Annotated in this window: 18 protein-coding genes; 10 read left to right on the forward strand and 8 right to left on the reverse strand. The window is 69.4% G+C overall.

Annotated elements, in window-relative coordinates; all coding sequences use genetic code 11:
- Positions 1 to 20 precede the first annotated feature (20 nt).
- From WG923_RS19555 to WG923_RS19565, 3 genes are read right to left on the reverse strand one after another with little or no spacing between them, the layout of a single operon-like run.
- Positions 21 to 4,820: a cytochrome c3 family protein gene (locus WG923_RS19555; protein ID WP_340352666.1), complete on the reverse strand. Its 4,800-nt coding sequence runs from the start codon at positions 4,818 to 4,820 to the stop codon at positions 21 to 23.
- 23 nt (positions 4,821 to 4,843) lie between these two features.
- Positions 4,844 to 6,697 (reverse strand): cytochrome c3 family protein, encoded by a 1,854-nt coding sequence (locus tag WG923_RS19560; protein ID WP_340352667.1) that lies wholly within the window; start codon positions 6,695 to 6,697, stop codon positions 4,844 to 4,846.
- 11 nt (positions 6,698 to 6,708) lie between these two features.
- Positions 6,709 to 7,536, reverse strand: a complete 828-nt coding sequence (locus WG923_RS19565) for a hypothetical protein (RefSeq protein WP_340352668.1) — start codon at positions 7,534 to 7,536, stop codon at positions 6,709 to 6,711.
- A 329-nt stretch (positions 7,537 to 7,865) separates the two neighbouring features.
- Between WG923_RS19565 and WG923_RS19570 the strand changes: the two genes are divergently transcribed.
- The 3 genes from WG923_RS19570 (at position 7,866) to WG923_RS19580 (ending at position 9,604) form a co-directional block, all read left to right on the forward strand.
- Complete coding sequence (locus WG923_RS19570) at positions 7,866 to 8,570, forward strand: Crp/Fnr family transcriptional regulator (RefSeq protein ID WP_340352669.1); 705 nt, start codon at positions 7,866 to 7,868, stop codon at positions 8,568 to 8,570.
- Positions 8,571 to 8,651: 81 nt separating this feature from the next.
- On the forward strand, positions 8,652 to 9,221 hold the full coding sequence (locus WG923_RS19575; protein WP_340352670.1) for a hypothetical protein: 570 nt from the start codon (positions 8,652 to 8,654) through the stop codon (positions 9,219 to 9,221).
- Positions 9,222 to 9,223: 2 nt separating this feature from the next.
- Positions 9,224 to 9,604, forward strand: a complete 381-nt coding sequence (locus WG923_RS19580; protein WP_340352671.1) for a hypothetical protein — start codon at positions 9,224 to 9,226, stop codon at positions 9,602 to 9,604.
- Between the two features lie 9 nt (positions 9,605 to 9,613).
- On the opposite strand, the gene WG923_RS19585 is transcribed toward WG923_RS19580, so the two are convergent.
- Both WG923_RS19585 and WG923_RS19590 read right to left on the reverse strand, forming a co-directional pair.
- Positions 9,614 to 10,624 (reverse strand): ABC transporter substrate-binding protein, encoded by a 1,011-nt coding sequence (locus tag WG923_RS19585; protein ID WP_340352672.1) that lies wholly within the window; start codon positions 10,622 to 10,624, stop codon positions 9,614 to 9,616.
- A 10-nt stretch (positions 10,625 to 10,634) separates the two neighbouring features.
- Positions 10,635 to 11,402 carry a pseudouridine synthase gene (locus WG923_RS19590; RefSeq protein ID WP_340352673.1) on the reverse strand — a complete coding sequence of 256 codons (768 nt, stop codon included), beginning with the start codon at positions 11,400 to 11,402 and terminating at the stop codon, positions 10,635 to 10,637.
- A gap of 63 nt (positions 11,403 to 11,465) precedes the next feature.
- Between WG923_RS19590 and WG923_RS19595 the strand changes: the two genes are divergently transcribed.
- On the forward strand, positions 11,466 to 12,071 hold the full coding sequence (locus WG923_RS19595) for a hypothetical protein (RefSeq protein WP_340352674.1): 606 nt from the start codon (positions 11,466 to 11,468) through the stop codon (positions 12,069 to 12,071).
- Here WG923_RS19595 and WG923_RS19600 read toward each other — a convergent pair.
- From WG923_RS19600 to WG923_RS19610, 3 genes are all read right to left on the reverse strand, one after another.
- A complete protein-coding gene (locus tag WG923_RS19600; protein ID WP_340352764.1) occupies positions 12,068 to 12,832 on the reverse strand; it encodes a Crp/Fnr family transcriptional regulator in 765 nt (254 codons plus the stop codon). The two genes, WG923_RS19595 and WG923_RS19600, sit on opposite strands and share 4 nt — an antisense overlap.
- A 36-nt stretch (positions 12,833 to 12,868) precedes the next feature.
- Positions 12,869 to 15,256 (reverse strand): GspE/PulE family protein, encoded by a 2,388-nt coding sequence (locus tag WG923_RS19605; protein WP_340352675.1) that lies wholly within the window; start codon positions 15,254 to 15,256, stop codon positions 12,869 to 12,871.
- Between the two features lie 76 nt (positions 15,257 to 15,332).
- Entirely contained in the window at positions 15,333 to 16,385 is a 1,053-nt protein-coding gene (locus WG923_RS19610; protein ID WP_340352676.1) for an HD-GYP domain-containing protein, read from the reverse strand.
- 167 nt (positions 16,386 to 16,552) lie between these two features.
- Here WG923_RS19610 and WG923_RS19615 point away from each other — a divergent pair, with 167 nt between their 5' ends.
- The 6 genes from WG923_RS19615 to WG923_RS19640 all read left to right on the forward strand — a co-directional run bounded on the left by WG923_RS19615 (position 16,553) and on the right by WG923_RS19640 (position 23,738).
- Positions 16,553 to 18,487 carry an AMP-dependent synthetase/ligase gene (locus WG923_RS19615; RefSeq protein WP_340352677.1) on the forward strand — a complete coding sequence of 645 codons (1,935 nt, stop codon included), beginning with the start codon at positions 16,553 to 16,555 and terminating at the stop codon, positions 18,485 to 18,487.
- On the forward strand, positions 18,484 to 19,389 hold the full coding sequence (locus WG923_RS19620) for an ABC transporter ATP-binding protein (RefSeq protein WP_340352678.1): 906 nt from the start codon (positions 18,484 to 18,486) through the stop codon (positions 19,387 to 19,389). The genes WG923_RS19615 and WG923_RS19620 overlap by 4 nt, the downstream gene beginning before the upstream one ends.
- 8 nt (positions 19,390 to 19,397) lie before the next feature.
- A complete protein-coding gene (locus tag WG923_RS19625; RefSeq protein WP_340352679.1) occupies positions 19,398 to 20,327 on the forward strand; it encodes a branched-chain amino acid ABC transporter permease in 930 nt (309 codons plus the stop codon).
- A gap of 12 nt (positions 20,328 to 20,339) precedes the next feature.
- The gene (locus tag WG923_RS19630; RefSeq protein WP_340352680.1) at positions 20,340 to 21,416 is read left to right on the forward strand and encodes a branched-chain amino acid ABC transporter permease; all 1,077 of its coding nucleotides are present in this window, start codon (positions 20,340 to 20,342) and stop codon (positions 21,414 to 21,416) included.
- A gap of 41 nt (positions 21,417 to 21,457) precedes the next feature.
- Positions 21,458 to 22,792 carry an ABC transporter substrate-binding protein gene (locus WG923_RS19635; RefSeq protein ID WP_340352681.1) on the forward strand — a complete coding sequence of 445 codons (1,335 nt, stop codon included), beginning with the start codon at positions 21,458 to 21,460 and terminating at the stop codon, positions 22,790 to 22,792.
- 136 nt (positions 22,793 to 22,928) lie between these two features.
- Positions 22,929 to 23,738: an ABC transporter ATP-binding protein gene (locus WG923_RS19640; protein ID WP_340352682.1), complete on the forward strand. Its 810-nt coding sequence runs from the start codon at positions 22,929 to 22,931 to the stop codon at positions 23,736 to 23,738.
- Positions 23,739 to 23,758: the final 20 nt, after the last annotated feature.

Genomic DNA, 23,758 nt, shown 5'->3' on the forward strand with positions numbered 1-23,758 from the left:
ATGGTTCTTGGTGGCGTCGGTCAGTTCCAGCGGCTGTAGGCGGATCCCGTGCTGCCCAGGGGCCGGTGGCAACCCGATTGCGAGCAGTCCGTCTTCACCGAGCTGCCGCCCCGGTGGGTGAGCGACTTGCGGTCCATGTTCCCGAGGTAGCTGGTGCCGCTCTGGTGGCAGGACTTGCACCAGCCGGCGCCGTTGCCCATCGAGTTGTTGTGGTTCATGCGCACGGCGGTCCAGCTGGCGGTGCCGGTGTGGCAGGCCTTGCAGTCCATCGTGGCGCCATTGAGCAGCTGCGCCTCGGGGATGTGGTTGGTCGGCTTGGCGAGCGCACCCTGGTTGCCCGCGCTGGTGTACGCGCCGTTGTGGCAGCTGCTGCAGGTGGCCGTCGCCACGGCTGAATGGTTCATCGTCACGCTGGTCGCGAAGCTCGCCTGCGAGAGGTGGCAGGCATCGCACTTGGCGGTGCCGGCGAGCACGGGGATGTGGTTGGCGGGCTTCTTCACCGCATTGACCTGCCCCATGTGGCAGTTGTCGCAGGTGCCGGTGCCGACCGCGTTCTGCGGCGCGTGCGCATAGGTCACGGTCAGCCAGCTCGCCGTGGACCGGTGGCAGCTTTCGCAACTGCCCGTCACGCCCGCGTGGGTGGCCGTCGCGGGTTTGGCGGTCTGGCCATAGCTGCCGGTGAGGTGGCAGGTCGCGCACTGGTTGCTCACCGTCGCGTAGCGGTGGAAGTAGCCCGGTGCCCAGTTCGCGTAGCCGGCCTTGTGGCAGCTGTCGCAGTTGGGGAGGCTCACGCCCGTGATCGACTGGTTGGGGATGTGGTTCGCCGTGCGTCCGCTGGCGATCGCGCCGTTGTGGCAGGTCGAGCACTGGCCGGTCACCACCTGCTGCGTGTGGTTCCAGGTGGAAGGGATCCACGTGGTGGTGGTGTGGCACGCGATGCAGTTCGCAGTGGTCGGCAGGTGGTTCGCCTTCTTGCCGGAGGCCGTGCTGCCGTTGTGGCAGCTGGCGCAGTTGGTGGCGGGCGTGAAGAGGCTGTGGTTCGGCTTGGTGGTCGACAGCCAGCTCGCGGTGGAGTTGTGGCAGCCCTCGCACGCGCCGGTCACGCTGGCGTGCACCGCCGTGTTCGGCTTGGCGGTCTGGCCGTAGCTGCCCGTGAGGTGGCACGTGGCGCACTGGTTGCTCACCGTCGCCGAGCGGTGGAAGTACGCCGGCGTCCAGCTCGCGTAGCCGGCCTTGTGGCAGCTGTCGCAGTTGGGCAGGCTCACGCCCGTGATCGACTGGTTCGGAATGTGGTTGCTCGGGCGGCCGCTGGCGATCGAGCCGTTGTGGCAGGTCGAGCATTGGCCGGTGACCACCTGCTGCGTGTGGTTCCAGGTGGAAGGAATCCACGTGGTGGTGGTGTGGCACGCGATGCAGTTCGCGGCGGTCGGGAGGTGGTTCGCCTTCTTGCCCGACGCCGTGCTGCCGTTGTGGCAGCTGGCGCAGTTGGTGGCGGGCGTGAACAGGCTGTGGTTCGGCTTGGTCGTCGACAGCCAGCTCGCGGTGGAATTGTGGCAGCCCTCGCACGCGCCGGTCACGCTCGCATGCACCGCCGTATTCGGCTTGGCGGTCTGGCCGTAGCTGCCCGTGAGGTGGCAGGTGGCGCACTGGTTGCTCACCGTCGCGGAGCGGTGGAAGTACGCCGGCGTCCAGCTCGCGTAGCCGGCCTTGTGGCAGCTGTCGCAGTTGGGCAGGCTCACGCCCGTGAGCGACTGGTTGGGGATGTGGTTGGCCGGGCGGCCGCTGGCGATGGTGCCGTTGTGGCAGGTCGAGCACCGGCTCGTCACCACCTGCTGGGTATGGTTCCAGGTCGAGGGCCTCCACGTCGCGACCGTGTGGCAGGAGATGCAGTTGGCCGTCGTCGGAAGGTGCGTGGCCGTCTTGCCGGTGGCCGTGCTGCCGTTATGGCAGGTCGCGCAGTTGGTCGCCGAGGTGAACAGGCTGTGGTTCGGCTTGGTGGTCGACTGCCAGCTCGCGGTGGAGTTGTGGCAACCCTCGCAGGAGCCGGTCACGCTGGCATGCACCGCCGTATTCGGCTTGGCGGTCTGGCCGTAGCTGCCCGTGAGGTGGCAGGTCGCGCACTGGTTGCTCACCGTCGCGGAGCGGTGGAAGGACGCCGGCGTCCAGCTCGCATAGCCGGCCTTGTGGCAGCTGTCGCAGTTGCCGATGTTGACGCCGGTGAGCGACTGGTTGGGAATGTGGTTGGCCGAACGGCCGCTGGCGATCGTGCCGTTGTGGCAGGTCGAGCATTGGTTGGTCACCGCCTGCTGCCCGTGGTTCCAGGTCGAGGGCTTCCAGGTCGCGACCGTGTGGCAGGAGATGCAGTTGGCCGTGGTGGGAAGGTGCGTGGCCGTCTTGCCGGTGGCCGTGCTGCCGTTATGGCAGGTCGCGCAGTTGGTCGCAGCGGTGAACAGGCTGTGGTTTGGTTTGGTGGTCGACTGCCAGCTCGCGGTGGAGTTGTGGCAACCCTCGCAGGAGCCGGTCACGCTGGCGTGGATCGCCGTATTCGGCTTGGACGTGAGCCCATAGCTGCCCGTCAGGTGGCAGGTGGCGCACTGGTTGCCGACCGTCACGTTGCGGTGGAAGTAGCCGGGCGACCAGTTGCTGTACCCTGCCTTGTGGCAGCTGTCGCAGTTGCCGCTGTTGACGCCGGTGAGCGACTGGTTCGGGATGTGGTTGCCCGGCCGGCCCGATGCGATCGTTGCGTTGTGGCAGGTCGAACACTGGTTCGCGACCGCCTGCTGCGTGTGGTTCCAGGTCGAGGGCTTCCACGCCGCGACCGTGTGGCAGGAAATGCAGTTGGCCGTGGTCGGAAGGTGCGTGGCCGTCTTGCCCCCTGCCGTGCTGCCGTTGTGGCAACTCGCGCAGTTGGTCGCCGCCGTGAAGGCGCCGTGATCGGGCTTGCTGGTCGACTGCCAGCTCGCGGTGGAGTTGTGGCAGCTCTCGCACTTGCCCGTCACGCTGGCGTGGATCGCCGTATTCGGCTTGGAGGTCTGGCCATAGGTGCCGGCCAGGTGGCAGCTGGCGCACTGGTTGCCGACCGTCACGTTGCGGTGGAAGTAGCCGGGCGACCAGTTGCTGTATCCGGCCTTGTGGCAGCTGTCGCAGTTGCCGATGCTGACGCCGGTGAGCGACTGGTTCGGGATGTGGTTGGCGGAGCGGCCCGATGCGATCGTGGCGTTGTGGCAGGTCGAACACTGGTTCGTCACCGCCTGTTGCGTGTGGGTCCAGGTCGAGGGCTTCCACGCCGCGACCGTGTGGCAGGAGATGCAGTTGGCCGTGGTGGGAAGGTGCGTAGCGGTCTTTCCACCGGCGGTGCTGCCGTTATGGCAACTCGCGCAATTCGTCGCCGCCGTGAAGGCGCCGTGATCGGGCTTGCTGGTCGACTGCCAGCTCGCGGTGGAGGTGTGGCAGCTCTCGCACTTGCCCGTCACGCTGGCGTGGATCGCCGTGTTCGGCTTGGAGGTCTGGCCATAGGTGCCGGCCAGGTGGCAGGTGGCGCACTGGTTGCCCACCGTCACGTTGCGGTGGAAGTAACCCGGCGCCCAGCTGCCGTAGCCCCCCTTGTGGCAGCTGTCGCAGTTGGCGATGGTGACGCCGGTCAGCGACTGGTTGGGGATGTGGTTGGCCGAGCGGCCGCTGGCGATGGTGCCGTTGTGGCAGGTCGCGCACTGGTTCGCCACCGCCTGCTGCGTGTGGTTCCAGGTCGTCGGCTTCCACGCCGTCCCCGTGTGGCAGGTGCTGCAGTTGGCCGTGGTGCTCAGGTGATTCGCGGGCTTGCCGCCGGCCGCCGTGCCGTTGTGGCACGACGCGCAGATCGAGCCGGCGGGCAGCTGGCCGTGGTCGGGCTTGACGGTGGACTGCCAGCTGTCGGTCGCGTTGTGGCAGCTCTCGCAGTTGCCGTTGACCCCGGTGTGCACCGGCGTGCCGGGCTTGGCGCTCAGGCCGTAGCTGGCCGAGAGGTGGCAGGTCGCGCACTGGTTGGACACGGTCACGTTGCGATGGAAATAGCCCGGCGACCAGTTGCTGAAGCCGGCCTTGTGGCAGCTGTCGCAGTTGCCGATGCTCACGCCGGCCAGCGACTGGGTGGGGATGTGGTTGCCCGCCCGCCCCGAGGCGACGGTGCCGTTGTGGCAGCTCGCGCACTGGTTGGCCACCGCCTGCTGGGTGTGGTTCCAGGTCGCCGGCTTCCAGGCCGCGACGGTGTGGCAGGCCAGGCAGTTGCCCGTGGTCGGCATGTGCGTGGCCGGCTTGCCGCCCGCCGTGCCGCCGTTGTGGCACGAGGCGCATGCGGTGGCGGCGCTGAACGTGCCGTGATCGGGCGCGACGGGGGTCCAGCTCACCGCGGACTTGTGGCAGTCGCCGCAGTTGCCCGCAACGGCCGCATGCACCGTGGTGGCCGGCTTGCCGCCCGCCAGCACGCCGTTGTGGCAGCTGCCGCACTGGTCCGCGGAGGTCCCCATGTGATTGAACTTCGCGCCGGCGAACCGCACGGTGTTGTGGCACGTTTCGCAGGTCGCCCGGGTCGGGATGTGCACCGCCGGCAGCACGGCGTTGCTGCCCGCCAGCCGCGCGCCGCGCACGTGGCAGCTCGCGCAGTCGCGCGGCGTGCCGCGGAACACCCCCTGCTGGTGGCAGTCCTCGCAGCGCGCGCTGGTGTGCGAGCCCGTGAGCGCGTAGCCGGTCTTGGCATGCTCCGCGACGCGCGACGCCACCGACTGCGCGAGCAGCACCCCGCCGGCCACTGCCAGCAGCAACGCCAGCAGCCAGCGAACCAGCATCGATCCCTTCCCTGCAATCCCGTTCATGGTTTTCCCCTCCCGCCCTGCGGGGCGCGGTTATCCGGGAAGCCGGCCTGGCCCCTGAGGGTCTTCCAGCTCTCGCTCACGTGGCACTGCTCGCACCGGACTCCGAACTGGCCGCCGTGCACGTCCTCGGCGCCGTGGCACGCGGCGCAGGTCACGCCTAGCGGTGCCGTGTCCCTGCCGGCCGGTGCCGGCTTGCGATGGCAGCCTTCGCAGCGCACCTTGCGGTGGGCCCCGTCGAGGGCGAAGGCCGTCTTGCCGTGCTCGTAGGACCAGAGCGGCCAGTCACGGGCGTTGTGGCAGTTCTCGCAGCGCGCGCCGAGGCGCCCGTCGTGGCGGTCGTCCTTGCGGTGGCAGGCCAGGCACTCGCGCGGCGTGTCCTTGTAGCGGGCGCTGCGGTGGCACTCCTTGCATTCGACGCGCAGGTGCCGGCCGACCAGCGGGTAGCGGGCCCGCGAGTGGTCGAACCTGTCGACCTTCCAGGACTTGTCGCCGTGGCAGCTCTCGCACTTCAGGCCCAGCTGGCCCTCGTGCTTGTCGTCCTTGCGGTGGCAGCCGATGCAGTCCACCGGCACGCCGCGGTAGTCCTTGGCATCGCGGTGGCACGCGCTGCACATGGCCGCCGCATGCGCATTGCGCAGGCGCAGGCGGGTGCGGTCGTGGTCGAAGCGGGCGCGGGTCTCCTTCCAGGTGGTCTCCGCGTGGCAGTCCGCGCAGGCGGTGCCCAGGGAGCCCGCGTGCTTGTCGTCCTTGCGGTGGCAGCCGATGCACTCGCGGGCCGCCTCCTTGAACAGCGGGCCGCGGTGGCAGCCCTTGCATTCCACCCTGGCGTGCGCGCCGAGCAGCGGGAAGCTGGTGGCGCCGTGGTCGAAGCGCGGCGGCTCCTTCCAGCTGCGCTCGCCGTGGCAGGCGGCGCAGTCGGACCCGAGCGTGCCCTGGTGCTTGTCGTCCGCCTTGTGGCAGGCCATGCAGTCCTGGCTGAGCCTGGCGCGGTACAGCGGCGTCTTGTGGCAGGCCACGCAGGTGGCGCCCGCATGCTTGCCGCGCAGCGCGTAGCGGGTGTCGCGGTCATGGCTGAAGTCGCTGGGCTTCCACGCCTTCGCGTTGTGGCAGGTCTCGCACTTGGGACCGAACTGCCCCTTGTGGCCCTTGCGCTCGTCGTCGGCGCGGTGGCAGGCCTGGCAGTCCCTCGGCGTCTCCTGGTAGCGGTTGTCCTTGTGGCAGTCCGCGCACCTGGCGTCCACATGCTTGCCCGCCAGCGGAAAGCGCGAGGTGGAGTGATCGAAGCGCGCCTTCTTCCAGTCCGACTCGGTGTGGCAGTCGGCGCAGCGCGGGCCCAGCGAGGCCTTGTGCACGTCGTCCTTGCCGTGGCAGGACGCGCAGTCCTGCGGCGCCTCGCGGTACTTGCGCTGCGGCAGGTGGCAGCGGGCGCACTCGACCTGCTCGTGCGCCCCGCGCAGCAGGTAGTCGGTCTGGCGGTGGTCGAACTTGCGGGGCTCGAAGCTGGAGATCCGCGCCGTGCGGCCCTTGTGGTCGGTGTGGCAGCTGCGGCAGGCGTCGCGGTTGCGGATGCGGCCGTGGTAGCCCGCCTTGCTGCGCACGTCGGCCGCCACTTCCTTGTGGCAGTCCAGGCAGAGCCCTTCCTGCGCCTTGCGGTCGAAGCGCACATGGCACTTGCCGCAGTCGGCGTCGTATTTGGCGTGGCCCTCGATCAGCGGCCCCGGCGACAGGGCGCTTTCGACCCCGCCCTGCGCGCGCGCCGCCGTGGGCAGCAGCATGGCGAGCAGCGCCAGCACCACCGCGAGCACGCCAGCGCGCCAGCCGCGACAGGGGACGGTGCAGTCGGGGGGCATCTTCGTTCCCCTCAATAGGCATGCACTGCCACCACGTGCACCGCCGCACTGAGCACCAGCATGTAGACGAAGGGGATGTGCGCCACGTGCCACAGGGAGAACAGGCGCTCGCACGCGGTGAAGCCGGCCACGCTGACGACCGCGGCCAGGTAACGGCGCACCAGCTTGCGCGCGAGGCGGTCGCGCCGGCGGCGATCCGCTTCCGACCAGCCGGCGTGCCGCGCCAGCCGGTCCAGCGGCGCCTGCAGTTCGCGCACGCAACGCCGGTACACGAGCCACTGCCTGGCCGGCAGCAGCAGCGCCTGCCGCAGCCAGGTCCGCAACCCGGGGCGCGCCTGCAGCTCCGCCTTCGCGAAGGCGATCAGCCGCTGCTCGACTTCCGGTGCGAAGGCCAGGCGCGAGCGCGCCTCGTGCTGGTCCAGCCCCGCCCGCGTGCGCAACGCCTCGAAGCTCACTTGCCGGCCGTTGCGCTCGCGGTGCACCCGGGTGTAGAGGAAGCGCCCGACCACGCCGCTCAGCGCCACCGCGATCATGCTGAAGAGGGCGACGCCGGCGTTCAGCGAGCCGACGCTGAAGGTGGTATGCAACAGGATCAGCAAGGGTCCGCCGATGCCCAGCACCACGTGCACCAGGAACCAGCCCTTGACCCGCCCCCAGCCGCGCGCGAACCGCAGGTGCTTGCGCAGGGGATAGGCGAACAGCAGCAGCATCATGGTGCCGCCCGCCACTCCCAGCCAGTAGCCCACGTCGTCGCCGGGCCGGAACAGTCCGCGCCGGCTGACGTCCCAGGCCGCCAGCGGCAGCACCGCCAGCAGCACGTAGACCAGCGCCTCTCCCATCGGCGAACGCCCGGGCTTCCTCTGAGCCCCGTCGCTCGCTCTCCCATTCAGAGCAAGACTTTTCATTCTGTCGTGGCCGCCGCTTTGAAGCGTGCAGTTCTTCTTCCGTTCGACAGTTCGATTGTTCGGCGGCGTCGCGGGGGGCCCTCGCGCGCTTACCAGCGGCTACATGCCGGTGCGCGTTTCGTCACTTCGCGTTTCGCTCAGCTGCGATTCGACCGACGGGCGGTTGCCGCGCGGCGGCTTCTGCACGGAGCTTGGCCAACGGGCTTGCGGCGCAGGGGGGAGTTTCTCTAGAGTTCCTTCATGTCCCCGGCAAGGTCCCCTGCATGAATGCTTCGAACGCACGCACCCGCTCGGTGTGCGCGCTTTGCACCGCGCGGCTGGCCTGCCTCACTTCCGGGCTGGGGCCCAGCGAGCTGGAGGCCGTCGAGCCGTCCATCCGCCGCAGCCGCACGCCTCGAGGCGACGAACTGGCCGCCGAGGGCGAGGTCGCCATGCGCGTGCGCGTGATCCGCTCCGGCAGCGCCTTCGGCTTGCGGCTGGGCGTCGACGGGCAGTCACGGCCGGTCGCGATGACGGGGCGCGGCGCGGCCCTGGGCCTGTTCGGCCTGTTCGGCCAGCCCAGCCCCGTGGCATGGGTGGCGGCCACGGATTGCCGCATCTGCGAGATCCCCATGCGGGTGCTCGCCGACGTGGCGGAAACGCACCCGGCCTTCTCGCGCCATCTCGCGAGCACCGCGATGGCCCTGTGCGGATCGCTCGCCGCCTGGTCGCAAGCGGTGCGCCTGCGGGGCACCACCAACCAGCTCGCCTGCGTGCTCCTGCTGCTCGCGCAGGCCCAGGATTCCACCTGCCTGGAGCTGCCGACCCACGTGGCGCTGGCGGACCTGCTCGGCGCGCGGCGCGAAACGGTCGCCCGCAGCCTGGGCGTGCTGGAGGCGGAAGGGGGCATCCACCGGGACAGCGGCAAGCACTACGCAATCGAGACCGAGCGGCTGCTGGAACGGCTCAGGAGCACGGCCCCGGCCTGAACGTGGCCGGGCCGCGGCCCATCCCCACCCGGGGCTAAACGGCACCTCCTTCCGGCGGATGTACTCTCCAAGGACGACCCCATGGACCAACCTGCCGACCTCGAACGCCTCCTCGCCGAAGGCATGGCCGCCAGCCGCGAAGGCCAGCGCGACTCCGCCGTCGCGCTGTTCCGCCGCGCCCGCGAAGCCGATCCGGCTTCGGCCCTGCCGCATTTCCTGCTCGCCTCCGAGCAGGCCAGCGCCGGCGAGTTCGCCGAGGCGGAGCTCTCGTTCGCCAACGCCCTGCTGCTGGCACCCGATTTCGCGCTGGCCCGCTACCAGCTCGGGCTGCTGCAATTCAGCTCCAGCCGGGCGCCGGTGGCGCTGCTGACGTGGCAACCCCTGTTCGAGCTGCCCGAGGGCGAAGCCCTGCTGCACTTCGTGCGCGGTTTCGCCGCGCTGGCCCAGAACGCCTTCGAGGAGTCGCTGGCGCACTTCCGCACCGGCCTGCAGTGCACGCCCGCCAACCCCGCGCTGTGCTCCGACATCCTGCAGGTCGTCGAAGCGGTGGAACGGCTGCAGAGCGGCGCCCGGGCCGCGGAGGAAGAACCCGCGCCGGAGGCCGCCGCGGCGCACGTGCTGCTCTCCGCGTATTCGCGCGGGCTGCACTGAGCATGACCACGATCGATCCGAGCCGGCGCCTCGCCGCGGCCGTGCGCACGCAATCCGCGGCCGCGCGCGAACGCACGGTGGCCCCGGCCGCGGCCGGATCGCCCCCGCGCGCAGCGGGCCGCAGCCCCTGCACCGTGTCGGCCGCCATGGCGCAGCGCATCGCCGCCCTCGCCCCGCAGGATCCCGACCGCCCCCGCAAGGCGGTGCGCATCTACCTGGAGGCCGAACTGGCCCGCGAATTCGGCGCCGGCCTCCTGAACGATCCCGAATTCCCCGCCCTGCTCGATGCCGTGCAGCAACGCCTGCAGGAAGACGCGCAGACCGGCGGCGCCGTCGAAGCGCTCGGGCACCTGCTGCTCGCGGGCAAGGTCACGCCGGCCTGAGCCAGCGCATCACCGCGGCAGCGATTCCACCTCGCGCACCCAGCGGTCCACCAGCCGCCGGCGTTCCGCCGCGCGGCCGTACTTCTCGAAGTCGTACTTGATCAGGCGCACGTTCTCCAGCGCGGGGATGCGCGGATCGGGCTTGAAGGTCTTGTTGGCCGGCACCTGCAGGCTGTTGGCGCGCGCGCCGATCTGCTGGCCGGCGGGGCTCATGAGCCAGTCGTAATAGCGCTTCGCCTCGGCGCGGTTGCGCGCGCCCTTGACCAGGGCGATGCCGCCGATCTCGTAGGGCGTGCCCTCGCAGGGCGCGGCGGAGAACACCGGGAACTTGTTGGTGAGGCGCTCGTTGTCGAATCCGAACAGAAAGCTCACGCCGATCGCCACCTCGCCCTTGGCCACGCTGCGCGCCTGCGCGGTGCCGCTGCGGGTGTACTGGGTCACGTTGCGGTGCAGCTTCTTCAGGTAGTCGAAGGCGGCGTCCTCGCCCATCAGCTGCACGAGGCCGGCGACGATCGTGTAGCCCGTGCCGCTGGAGCCCGGATGCGAGGTCTCGATCTCGCCCTTGTAGCGCGGATCGAGCAGGTCCTTCCAGCACTTGGGCGGCGGCAGCTTGCGCTTCCTGAGCACCTCCTCGTTCCAGCCGAAGCCGATCGCGCTGGTATAGAAGCCGCCCACCATGTTCTGGCTCATGGCGTACTGGCGCACGGCCCACCCGTGCAGGTCGCCCAGGTAATCGGGGCGATAGGACTCCAGCAGGCCGACTTCCGCCGCCTGGTAGAACGGGTCGCCGGTGCCGCCCCACCACAGGTCGGTCTTGGGGTTGGCGGCCTCGGCGCGGATCTGCGCCAGCGCCTCGCCCGTGGGCTTGCGCGTCTGCAGCACGCGGATGCCGGTGGCCTTGCCGAATTCCTGGGCGGCGAGTTCGCACCACGACTGGTCGGTGCTGCAGATCGCGTTGACGGTGCCCTGCGCGTGCGCCGCGCCGCACGCGAGCGCCCAAGCGGCCATCCACAGCTTCATCCCGCCTCCTTCAGAACCGCTCCTGCGGCCCGAGATAGCGCCATTGCCCGAGCGGCAGCTGCCCCAGCGTGACGCGCCCGATGCGCACCCGCTTGAGGCCCACCACCCGCAGGCCGACGGCCTCGCACATGCGCCGGATCTGGCGCTTCCTGCCCTCGGTGAGCACGAAGCGCAGCTGCTCCGGGTTCTGCCAGTCCACCCGTGCGGGCTTCAGGGGCTGCCCGTCCAGCGACAGCCCGTGGCGCAGGCGCGCCAGCTGCGCCGGCGGGAACGCCGCCTGCACGTTCTCCACCGCCGCGCCGAAGGCCACCCGCACCAGGTACTCCTTCTCGATGTCGGAGTCCTCCGCGACCAGCTGGCGCGCCACGCGGCCGTCCTGGGTCAGCACCAGCAGCCCGGTGGAATCGATGTCCAGGCGCCCCGCCGGCACCAGGCTCTGGAGCTGCGAAGGCGCGAAGCGCCGCGGCGACAGGTCGCCCTTCCAGCGGGTGCGCGGCTGCACCAGCACCTTGGCCGGCTCGTAGCCGTCCTCGGCCTGCCCGCTCACGTAGCCCACCGGCTTGTGCACCAGGATGGTCACCTGCTCGCGCTGCTGGCCGCGCGCCTTCGCATCGACCTCGATGCGGGCCTCGGGCCCCACCTGCAGCCCCATGGGCGCCACCTGCCCGTTCACCTTCACCCAGCCGCGGGCGATCCACTCGTCGGCCTCGCGGCGCGAGCACAGGCCCAGGTCGGCCATGCGTTTGTTCAGGCGGGTGGTCGGGGATTCGGCGGTCATGGGAAGGCACCGATTGTGCACACGCGGGCGGGACAGCGGGCCGGCTCCGGTACGATGCCGGCCATGCCCTGGCTGGTCGCACTCCTGGTCCTTGTCGCGGTCGCCGGCGCTGCGGCATGGATGCGCGGACTGCACACGGTGGCCGCGGTCATGGTGGTGCCCCTGTTCGTGCTGCTGTTCCTGGTCGGGCGCCGCATCGAGGGGCAGCGCGACGAAGGCTGGAGCGCCGCCGCCAGCGCGGTGCAAGGGACCTTTCGCACCGGCACGGCCGCCGACTGCGCCAGCTTCGGCCGCCCCGCGCCATGGGACGACTGGGCGCGCCACGGCGAGCTGCAGTGCCCCCGCCTGATCGACGGCCGCTCCACCCAGCCGCCGTTCGCCCTCTTGCAGGTCCGCTATTCCGTGCGCGAGTCACGCGGCGAGGAGCACCCCGACACCTGGTACGAAGTCACCGTGGCCGTCCTGCCGCTCGCGCCGGGCGCGGCGGGCGCACCGGGCGGCACGCTGCAACCCGTCGCCGCCACCCCGGGCCATGCCGGCGTGCACAACGGCCAGGCGGTGTTCGTGTGGAAACAAGGCACCCGCGGCGCGGGCGAGCCGCTGCCGGCGGGCGAATTGCCCGCGCTGCTGGAGGAAGGGCGCCGCGCCGCGGCGACCCTGCGCCGCTAAGCCGGTGTTGGCGACCCGGTCGCGCTCTGCGGCGCGGTCGCCTTGATGCGCGGGGCCGGCATCGCGGTGCGCAGCGCCTGCAGGTCGAGCACCCGCAGGCCGCCGTATTCCACCTGGATGATCCCCTGCTCCTGCAGGGCGGCGAGCGCCTCGTTCACGCGCTGGCGCGACAGGCCGACCAGGTAGGCCAGCTCCTGCTGGGTGATGCGCAGCACTTCGCCCACGCCGGGGAACAGCACCGCATTGAACAGCGCCGCCAGGCTGCGGGCCACCCGCAGGTCCGGGTTGCTCATGCGGTCGATCTCGCGCGCGGCGATGAACTGCCCCAGCCGCTCGTTCAGCTGGTTCATCACGAAGCGGTTGAAGCCGATGGAGTGATCGAGCAGCCAGTGGAAGGTATCGGTCGGCAGGCCCGCCACCACGCTCTTGCGCAGCGCCTGCACGTTGTAGCGGTAGCTCTCGCGCTTGAGGACCGTGCCCTCGCCGAACCAGCCGCCGGGCGGCAGGCCGCTGAAGGTGATGCTCTGGCCCTGCTCGTTGTCGTTGCTCATCTTGAGCAGGCCTTCGATCACGCCGAACCAGTAGGTCACGGGGCGGCCCACCCGGCAGACGTAGTCGCCGGGCAGCGCGTCGCCGACCTTGATCTGCGGCACCGCGCGTTCGCGTTCGGCGGGCAGCAGCACGGGCAGCCAGGGGATGCTCGCGAGTTCCGCCGGCGTCGGGTCGCGCCGGCGCTGATGGAGGGTGAGGTCAGCGGGCATCATGGCTTCGGTTCCGCAAGCTTTGTCCCATTCTGGCTAGCGGCAGCTGGCAAGAACCTGTTTCAGATCAAGATGCCCTTGCATCGTCTTCTCCAGGGCATCCTGTTCGAGCGTTGTCATGCCATCCGCAACAGCCAGGCGCAGGATTTCGTCGGACGGCGCCTTCTGCTGGATCGCCTTCTTCACTGCCGGCGTGTTCGCCAGCACCTCGTAGACCCCCAGCCGGCCCTTGTATCCGCTCTGGTCGCACTCCGGGCAGCCCCCTGGGGCGTACAGGGTGATCTGGCCCTGCGGGTTGCCGTAGCGCGAGCGCCACCGGGCCGCGATCTCGTCGGGCGCCTGGTGGGTCTCGCGGCAGTACTCGTGGGCCAGCGCCTCGACCTCCTCGGCGCTCGCCAGATGGGGCCGCTTGCAGTGGCACAGCTTGCGCACCAGGCGCTGGCCGACCACGCCCAGCAGGGCATCGGAGAAGTTGAACGGGTCCACCTCCAGGTCCAGCAGGCGCAGCACACTTTCGACTGCACTGTTGGTGTGCATCGTGGAGAACACGAGGTGGCCGGTCAGCGAGGCTGCCGTCACGGTGCGGGCGGTCTCGGCATCGCGCGTCTCGCCCACCATGATCACGTCGGGGTCCGCGCGCAGGAAGCTTTTCAGCACTTCGGGGAAGGTCAGGCCCAGCTTGGGGTTCACCTGCACCTGGCACAGGCCGTCCTGGGTGATTTCCACCGGGTCTTCGACCGTCCAGATCTTGCGGTCCGGCGTATTGATGTGCGCCAGCAGCGAGTGCAGCGTGGTGGTCTTGCCCGAGCCGGTGGGGCCGCACACGAACAGCAGCCCATAGGAGCGCGCCGCCATCTGCTTGAGGTAGTCGAGGTCGCGCGGCGGCATGCCCACCTGCTCGAGCGACAGCGCCCGCGGCGCCGCCAGGATCCGCATCACCACGTCTTCCAGCCCGCCGGCGGTGGGGATCGTCACCACCCGCAGCTCGATGTGGCGCGGGCCCCAGTTCTCGAACAGGATGCGGCCGTCCTGCGGGCGGCGGCGCTCCGAGATGTCGAGTTCCGCCATGATCTTCAGGCGCGAGACGAAGGCGGCGCGGAAGTTCGGCGGCACCTCGATGTAGGGCGTGAGCACGCCGTCGATGCGGAAGCGCACCCGGCTGGGCTTGTCGTCCGCGCGCGACTCGATGTGGATGTCGGAGGCGCCCTGCTCGAAGGCGTCCATGATCATCTTGTTGACCAGGCGCACCAGCGTGTTGTCGGACTCGGTGACCGGGTCCTCCCGGGTCGTCTCGGGCAGCAGCGCGCCCTCCTCGCCCAGGCGCTGCAGCAGCTGGCCGACCATCTCGTTGCTGCGGGGCTCGCCATAGAACTGCTCGATGGCCGCCTGCAGCTCCTGCCGGGTCGCCAGGCACGGGTCCACCTTCAGCCCGGTGAAGAACTCCAGCTCGTGCAGGGCTTCCCACGACAGCGGGTTCTCCAGCGCCACGGTCATGCGCTTTTCCGAGCGGAACAGAGGCATGGCGAGGTGCTTGCGCGCCAGTTCCGGCTTGATCGCCTTCAACGCATTCGCATCGAAGGGAAAGCGCGTGAGGTTCACCGCCGGCACGCCCAGCTGGCTGACCATCACCTGCCGGATCACCTCGCGGCTCACCGCGCCCATTTCCACCAGCAGCTCGTGCAGCTGGCGGCTCTCGTCCTTCTTCTGGCGCTCCAGCGCGTCGTCGCGCTGCTGCGGCGTGATCACGCCTTCCTGCACCAGCACGTCGCCCAGGTGCTTGCGCGTGAGCTTGCGGCGCGCGAGCGCCTCCTCGACTTCCTCGCGGGTCTCGCTGCGGTCGCGGCCGTTGAATTCGCCGACGTTGGCGGCCTGCGCCGGCTGCAACTGCACCAGTTCCTGCGGCAGCGCGCTGACGTGCTCGCCCACGCGGTAGTGCGCCACCGCCTGCGCCGGCACGAACCAGCGCAGCACGGCGTCGGCGTAGTTCACGACATAGAGGAACAGGCCGGCCTGGCGCGGCAGCACGGCGGCCACGTCGGCCTGCAGCACCGCGCCGTCCTTCAGGCGCACGGTGCAGGCGCGCTTGACACGCTTGGACCGGGTGGCCACCGCGCCCGGCGGCACCGCCAGCGGCACGGATTCCAGCTCGATCGAACGCGAGAGGAACAGGCTGCGGAAATCGCGGAAGGCGAGCACGCGCTTGCCGCCGCGCTCGGGCTGGAAGTCCAGCCTGCCCTGCTCGAAGTCGATGGCAAGCACGATCCCGAGCAGCTTCTCGCCGCCCTGGAGGGTGACGAGGGCGCGCTCGGCCTCGTCCGCGGTGCGGTTGTCGATCACCCGCATGTGGTGCGGGGCGGGCCAGGCGAGGGCGACGGACTGCGGCGATTCGGCCGCGGCGGGCACGACGTTGGATTGCGTGGACATGGTCTTGACCTTCTTCGATTGGCCTGCGGTTCGCCGTCTCCTGCGGCGAGTACGCAGCTCCCAGCAACAGAACAACTCAGGCGGGCAGCTGGAACCCCCGTTCGCGGAACAGGCGCAGGCAGGCGTCGACGGCCTGCGCATCCAGCCAGCGGCCGCGCATGCGCTCGATCTCCTGCAGCGCCGTCTCCAGGCCCAGCGCGGGCCGGTAGGGGCGGTGCGTGCTCAGGCCGTCCACCACGTCGGCGACGGCCAGGATGCGCGACTCCAGCAGGATCTCCTCGCCCTTGAGGCCGTGCGGATAGCCGGTGCCGTCCATGCGTTCGTGGTGCTGCAGCACCATCTGCGCCACCGGCCACGGGAAGTCGACGTCCTTGACGATCTCGTAGCCGGTCAGCGGGTGCTGGCGGATCAATTCGATCTCCAGCGCCATCAGCTTGCCGGGCTTGGTGAGCAGTTCGGCGGGCGTGTGCAGCTTGCCGATGTCGTGGATGGTGGCGCCCAGGCGCAGGCCTTCGATGCGCTGCGGCGCCAGCCCCATCTCGCGCCCGATCGCGACGGCGATTGCGGCCACGCGCAGCTGGTGCCCGGAGGTGGACGGGTCGCGCTTTTCCACCGCGCGCGACACCATGGCGATGGTCTGCTCCAGGCTGCGCAGCAGCTTCTCGCCGGCCTCGCGCGCGGCGTTCTCGGCGCGGCGGCGGCGGGTGATGTCGGCGGCGTAGACGTTGACGTAGCCGTCCTCGGGCACGGGCGCGAGGGTCACGTCGTACAGGGCGTCGCCGACCTCCATCTCCTCGCTGCGCACCATGCCGAACTCGCAGGTCTCGCGCGCCAGTTCGGCCCACGGCGCGGGCACGCCGTGGCCCTCCACGGCGCCGCAGGCGGCCAGGAACCGCGCGCCGGCGGGGTTGGAATAGAGCACGGTGCCGGCCGCGTCGAGCCGCAGCACGACGTTCGGGCTTTCCTGCGCGAGCCGCGAGAGCATCCGCATGTTCTGCTGCGGGTCGTCCTGGCGCGGACGCGGGGCAGCCTTGCGTGCGGACAGGTCGTCCATGGTCGCCAGCAACGCCGAGACGACCTTGTGCGACGGCTGGCGCTCGGGAGACGCGGGACCTGTGGATGCTTCCATAGGCCGATTGCACCAGCGGTCGCGCGATTCCAGTTGACCTGCCTCAAGAGCGTCCGGCTTAGGGGCAGCCCCTACTAGGACATTCCCTAGGAACGTCGTTACGAAGACAGATCGACGTCAAACCCGTCCCTACATTGCCGCTCTACCTCTCCGGTAAGGACAAGGCGATGGAGACAACATTCCCGCGGCTGCTGATGCACCACGCAGCCCAGCGGCCGAACGCCGCCGCGATGCGCGAAAAGGAATACGGCATCTGGCAACCGCTGTCGTGGGCGGACCTGGCGCGCATGGTGGAGCACCTGGCGTGCGGCCTGCGCGAGGCCGGCCTGCGCCGCGGCGAGCACATGGTGGTGATCGGGGCGAACCGCCCCCGCCTGTACGCCACCATGCTGGCCGCGCAGGCGATCGGCGCCGTCCCGGTGCCGCTGTACCAGGACGCGGCGGCCGAGGAATGCGTGTTCCCGATCCACAACGCCGAGGTGCGCTTCGCGCTGGCGGAGGACCAGGAGCAGGTCGACAAGCTGCTGGAGATCCGCCCGCGCTGCCCGCAGCTGGCCACGATCTTCTTCGACGACCCGCGCGGGCTGCGCAACTACAACGAGGCGGGGCTGGAGGGCCTGGACGCGCTGCTCGAGACGGGACGGCGCATCGCCGAGGCCAACCCCGGCCTGTTCCGCGCCGAGGTGGAAGCGGGCCAGCCGGACGACGTGGCCGCCATGTTCTTCACCTCCGGCACCACCGGCAAGCCCAAGGGCGTGGTGCACACGCACCGCACGCTGCTCGATCGGGCCCGCGCCGGGCAGGAATTCGACCGCCTCACCGAACGCGAGGAAGTGCTGGCCTACCTGCCGCCCGCGTGGATCGGCCAGAACATCTTCAGCTACGCGCAGTGGCTGGCCTGCGGCTACGTCGTGAACTGCCCCGAGTCGGGCGCCACGGTGATGATCGACCTGAAGGAGATCGGGCCGACCTACTACTTCGCGCCGCCGCGGATCTTCGAGGCGCTGCTCACCAGCGTGATGATCCGCATGGAGGACGCCGGCGCGATCAAGCGCAGGATGTTCCACGCCTTCATGGACCTGGCGCGCCGCGTCGGTCCCGCGCTGCGCGACGGCAAGCCGGTGGGCGCGCTGGACCGCCTGAAGTACGCGATCGGCAACCTGGCGGTGTACGGGCCGCTGCGCAACAACCTGGGGATGTCGCGCGTGCGCGTGGCCTACACCGCCGGCGAAGCGATCGGACCGGACCTGTTCGCGTTCTACCGCGCCATCGGCATCAACCTCAAGCAGCTCTATGGCAGCACGGAGACGGCGGTGTTCGTCTGCATGCAGCCGGACAACCAGGTGCATTCCGACACGGTGGGCGTGCCCTGCCGCGGCGTGGAGATCAAGCTGGCCGACAGCGGCGAGATCCTGGTGCGCTCGCCGGGGCTGCTCAAGGAGTACTACAAGAACCCCGAGGCCACGGCCGAAGTGAAGGACGGCGAAGGCTGGTACCACACGGGCGACGCCGGCTTCCTCGACGCGCACGGGCACCTGAAGATCATCGACCGCGCCAAGGACGTCGGGCGGCTCGGCGACGGCTCCATGTTCGCGCCCAAGTACATCGAGAACAAGCTGAAGTTCTTCCCGCACATCAAGGAAGCCGTCGCCATGGGTGACGGCCGCGACCGCGCCTGCGTGATGATCAACATCGACTTCGACGCCGTGGGCAACTGGGCCGAGAAGCGCAACCTGCCCTACGCGGGCTACACCGACCTGGCGCAGAAGCCCGAGGTGTACGCCCTCATCAAGGATTGCATCGAGAAGGTCAACGCGGACCTGGCCTTGGACGAACGCCTGGCCGGCAGCCAGATCCACCGCTTCCTCGTGCTGCACAAGGAGCTCGATGCCGACGACGGCGAGCTCACGCGTACGAACAAGGTCCGCCGGGGCTTCATCGCGGAAAAGTACGGCGTGCTGGTCGATGCCCTGTACGGCGGCAGGACCGAGCAGTACATTGAGACGCAGGTGAAGTTCGAGGACGGGCGCACCGGCAGCGTGAGCGCGACGCTGAAGATCATGGATGCCCGCACCTTCGCGCCGGTGAGGGCGGCGGCATGAAGATCATGGCAGAACTCGCACCTTCCCTGGACACCGCGTTCACCTCCGTGCCCGCCGAGGGCGAAGTGATCGCACCCGGGCGGCCCGCCGCCGCCCCCGCGGCGCAGGACACGCCCGTCACCGGCCGCCGCATCGGCGAGGTGATCCTCGACGTGCAGAACATCTCGCTGGCCTTCGGCGGCGTGAAGGCGCTCACCGACATCTCGTTCGACGTGCGCGAGCACGAGGTGCGCGCGATCATCGGCCCCAACGGCGCCGGCAAGAGCTCGATGCTCAATTGCATCAACGGCGTGTACCAGCCGCAGCAGGGCACGATCACCTTCCGGGGCCAGCACTTCAACCACATGAAGAGCCGCCAGGTGGCGGAGATGGGCATCGCCCGCACCTTCCAGAACCTGGCGCTGTTCAAGGGCATGAGCGTCCTGGACAACATCATGACCGGGCGCAACCTGCGCATCCGCAGCAACATCTTCCTGCAGGCGCTGCGCATCGGGCCGGCCGAGCGCGAGGAGATCCGGCACCGCGAATACGTGGAGCGGATCATCGACTTCCTGGAGATCCAGGCCTTCCGCAAGGTGCCCGTGGGGCAGCTGCCCTACGGCCTGCAGAAGCGCGTGGACCTCGGGCGCGCGCTGGCGATGGAGCCGCAGGTGCTGCTGCTCGACGAGCCGATGGCAGGCATGAACCTGGAGGAGAAGCAGGACATGTGCCGCTTCATCCTCGACGTGAACGACGAATTCGGCACCACGGTGGTCCTGATCGAGCACGACATGGGCGTGGTGATGGACATCTCCGACCGCGTCGTGGTGCTCGATTACGGCAAGAAGATCGGCGACGGCACGCCGGACGAGGTGCGTTCGAACCCGGACGTGATCAAGGCCTACCTCGGCACCTCGCACTAGGAATCGACATGGGCCCCTTCCTCGAAACCCTCCTCGGCGGCCTGATGACGGGCATGCTGTATTCGCTGGTGGCGCTCGGCTTCGTGCTGATCTTCAAGGCCTCCGGCGTGTTCAACTTCGCGCAGGGCGCGATGGTGCTGTTCGCGGCGCTCGCGATGGCGCGCTTTTCGGAATGGCTGCCGAAGTGGTTCGGCTTCGAGAGCGCGATCCTCGCCAACGTGCTGGCCTTCGTGGTCGCGGGCGTCATCATGTTCATGGTGGCCTGGCTGGTGGAGCGGCTGGTGCTGCGCCACCTCGTGAACCAGGAAGGCGCGACGCTGCTGATGGCCACGCTGGGCATCGCCTACTTCCTGGATGGCGTGGGCCAGACGCTGTTCGGCAGCGACATCTACAAGATCGACGTCGGCATGCCCAAGGACCCGTTGATCGCGTTCGAGGGCGTGTTCCAGGGCGGCATCCTGGTGAGCAAGGAAGACGTGATCGCCGCGGCGATCTCCGGCGCGCTGGTGCTCGCCCTCACGATGTTCTTCCAGAAGACCAGCACCGGCCGGGCCCTGCGCGCGGTGGCCGACGACCACCAGGCGGCGCAGTCGATCGGCATCCCGCTCAATCGCATCTGGGTCGTGGTGTGGTGCGTGGCCGGCGTCGTGGCGCTGGTGGCCGGGATGATCTGGGGCAGCAAGCTGGGCGTGCAGTTCTCGCTGTCCACCGTGGCGCTGCGCGCGCTGCCGGTGGTGATCCTGGGCGGCCTGACCTCGGTGCCGGGCGCCATCATCGGCGGGCTGATCATCGGCGTGGGCGAGAAGCTGTCCGAGGTGTTCCTCGGCCCGTTCGTGGGCGGCGGCATCGAGATCTGGTTCGCCTACGTCCTGGCACTCCTGTTCCTGCTCGTGCGGCCGCAAGGGCTGTTCGGCGAAAAGATCATCGACCGCGTGTAAAGGGGACCGCACATGCTTTACCGCGAAAACGGCCAGTTCAAGACCACCTACCGCGCCGACCTGCAGATCTTCCCGATCCTGCAGGACCGCTTCTTCATCGCCGCCGTGCTGCTGTTCGCGTTCCTCGCGGTGCCGAACCTCGCCAGCGGCTACACGTTCCGCGCGCTCCTGATCCCCTTCCTGATCATGTCGCTGGCCGCCCTGGGGGTGAACATCCTCGTGGGCTACTGCGGGCAGATCTCGCTCGGCTCCGGCGCCTTCATGGCCGTCGGCGCCTACGGTGCGTACAACTTCTTCGCCCGGCTGCAGGGCATGCCGCTGATCGTCACGCTGATCGTCGGCGGCGTCTGCGCGATGGCCTTCGGCATCCTGTTCGGCCTGCCGAGCCTGCGCGTCAAGGGCCTGTACCTCGCGGTCGCGACGCTCGCCGCCCAGTTCTTCTCCGACTGGATGTTCCTGCGCATCAAGTGGTTCACCAACGATTCGCCTTCGGGCTCGGTGTCGGTCTCCGGCCTCACCGCCCTGGGCCTGCCGATCGAGACGCCCGCCAGCAAGTACCTGCTGTGCCTGAGCATCCTCGTGGTCGTCGCGCTGCTCGCCAAGAACCTGGTGCGCGGCGCCATCGGCCGCGAGTGGATGGCGATCCGCGACATGGACGTCGCCGCCGCGGTGATCGGCATCCGCCCGATGTACGCGAAGCTGAGCGCCTTCGCCGTCAGCTCCTTCATCATCGGCATGGCCGGCGCGCTGTGGGGTTTCGTCTACCTCGGCTCGTGGGAGCCGGCGGCGTTCTCGCTGGAGATGTCGTTCCGCCTGCTGTTCATGGTGATCATCGGCGGGCTGGGCTCGATCATGGGCAGCTTCTTCGGCGCCGCCTTCATCGTGCTGCTGCCGATCGCGCTCAACCAGGTGCTGCCGGTGCTGGCCGGCTGGGTCGGCCTCTCCATTTCGACGGCGGGCATCTCGCACGCCGAACTGATCATCTTCGGCGCGCTGATCGTGTGGTTCCTGATCGTGGAACCGCACGGGCTGGCGCGCCTGTGGTCCACGGGAAAGCAGAAGCTGCGGCTGTGGCCGTTCCCGCACTGAATTCCAGTGGCAGCACATCAACATTGACGAAGGAGACAGGTATGAAGTTGCGCAACGTAGTCCTTGCAGCGGCCGTGGTGGCCGCCGCCGCCTCGTCGGGCGTGGCGACGAACGCGTTCGCCCAGGCGAAGGAGCAGTTCTTCCCGGTGCTGCCCTACCGCACCGGCCCCTACGCCCCGAACGGGGTCCCCTGGGCCAACGGCTACGTCGACTACCTCAAGCTCACCAACGCGCGCGGCGGCATCAACGGCGTGAAGATCATCTTCGAGGAGTGCGAGACCGGCTACGACACCGCCCGCGGCGTCGAGTGCTACGAGCGCCTGAAGGGCAAGAACGGCGGTGCCACGGTGTTCCAGCCGCTGTCCACCGGCATCACCTTCGCGCTGACGGAGAAGGCGCCCGGTGACAAGATCCCGCTGATCACCGCCGGCTACGGCCGCAGCGAAAGCCAGGACGGCGGCGTGTTCAAGTGGAACTTCCCGATCGCGGGCACCTACTGGCTCGCGGCCGACGCGCTGGTGCAGACCATCGCCAAGCGCGAGGGCGGCCTCGACAAGCTCAAGGGCAAGAAGATCGCGCTGGTCTACCACGACAGCCCCTACGGCAAGGAGCCGATCCCGCTGCTGCAGGAGCGCAGCCACATGCACGGCTTCGAACTGCAGCTGCTGCCGGTGACGGCGCCCGGCGTGGAGCAGAAGTCCACCTGGCTGCAGATCCGCCAGGCCAAGCCCGACTACGTGATGCTGTGGGGCTGGGGCGTGATGAACTCCACCGCGCTGAAGGAGGCCGTGGCCACGGGCTATCCGCGCGACAAGATGTACGGCGTGTGGTGGTCCGGCGCCGAGCCGGACGTCAAGGACGTGGGCGAGGGCGCGAAGGGCTACAACGCCGTGACCATGCAGCACGGCGCGGAGCCGCAGTCGGCGGTGGTCAAGGAGATCCTGGAGAAGGTGCACGCCAAGGGCCAGGGCACGGGGCCCAAGGAGGAAGTGGGCTCGGTGCTGTACATGCGCGGCGCCATGAGCGCCATGCTGGGCGTCGAAGGCGTGCGGTCGGCGCAGGAGCGCTTCGGCAAGGGCAAGGTCATGACGGGCGAGCAGGTCCGCTGGGGCCTGGAGAACCTGAACCTCACGCAGGCCAAGCTCGACGGCCTCGGCTTCAAGGGCGTGATGCGGCCGATCAGCACTTCGTGCGTCGACCACATGGGCTCCAACTGGGCCCGCGTGCACACCTGGGACGGCAAGCAGTGGAGGTTCAGCTCCGACTGGCTGCAGGCCGACGAACAGGTGCTCAAGCCCCTGGTGAAGACGACGGCGGACAAGTACGCGGCAGAGAAGAAGCTCACCCGCCGCACACCGGCCGACTGCCAATCCTGATCTGACCTGCTCCCTCCCCCCTCCGGGGGGAGGGCTGGGGTGGGGGCACTCCGGGAAGCAAACGCCCCGCGCGCTCGAACGAGCGCCCCCATCCCAGCCTTCCCCCGGAGGGGGAAGGAGCAAAACCGGAAAGCCCATGGAAGACCGCAAAATCGTCCTCAACGTCAACGGCATCGAGGTCATCTACAACCACGTGATCCTCGTGCTCAAGGGCGTGTCGCTGCAGGTGCCCGAGCGCGGCATCGTGGCGCTGCTCGGGGGCAACGGCGCCGGCAAGACGACCACGCTGCGCGCCGTGTCCAACCTGCTGCAGGGCGAACGCGGCCAGGTGACCAAGGGCTCGATCGAGCTGCACGGCGAGCGCATCGAGAACCTCACGCCGGCCGACCTGGTGCAGCGCGGCGTGGTGCAGGTGATGGAAGGCCGGCACTGCTTCGCCCACCTCACGATCGAGGAGAACCTGCTCACCGGTTCGTACACGCGCTCCAGCCGCACCGAGGTCGCCGCCAACCTGGAGAAGGTCTACACCTACTTCCCGCGCCTGAAGCAGCGCCGCACCTCGCAGGCCGCCTACACCTCCGGCGGCGAGCAGCAGATGTGCGCCATCGGCCGCGCGCTGATGGCCAACCCCAGCCTGGTGCTGCTCGACGAACCCTCGATGGGGCTCGCGCCGCAGATCGTCGAGGAAGTGTTCGAGATCGTGAAGGACCTCAACGTCCGCGAGCAGGTCACCTTCCTGCTGGCGGAGCAGAACACCAACATGGCGCTGAAGTACGCGGACTACGGCTACATCCTGGAAAGCGGCCGCATCGTGATGGACGGCCCGGCCAGCGAGCTGGCCAACAACGAGGACGTCAAGGAGTTCTACCTCGGCGTGGGCGGCACCGAGCGCAGGAGCTTCCGGGAAGTCAAGAGCTACAAGCGGCGCAAGCGCTGGCTCGCCTGAACGCCTGAAGGCCTGGAGCA

Source organism: Ramlibacter sp. AN1133 (assembly GCF_037890035.1).
Lineage (GTDB): Bacteria > Pseudomonadota > Gammaproteobacteria > Burkholderiales > Burkholderiaceae_C > Ramlibacter.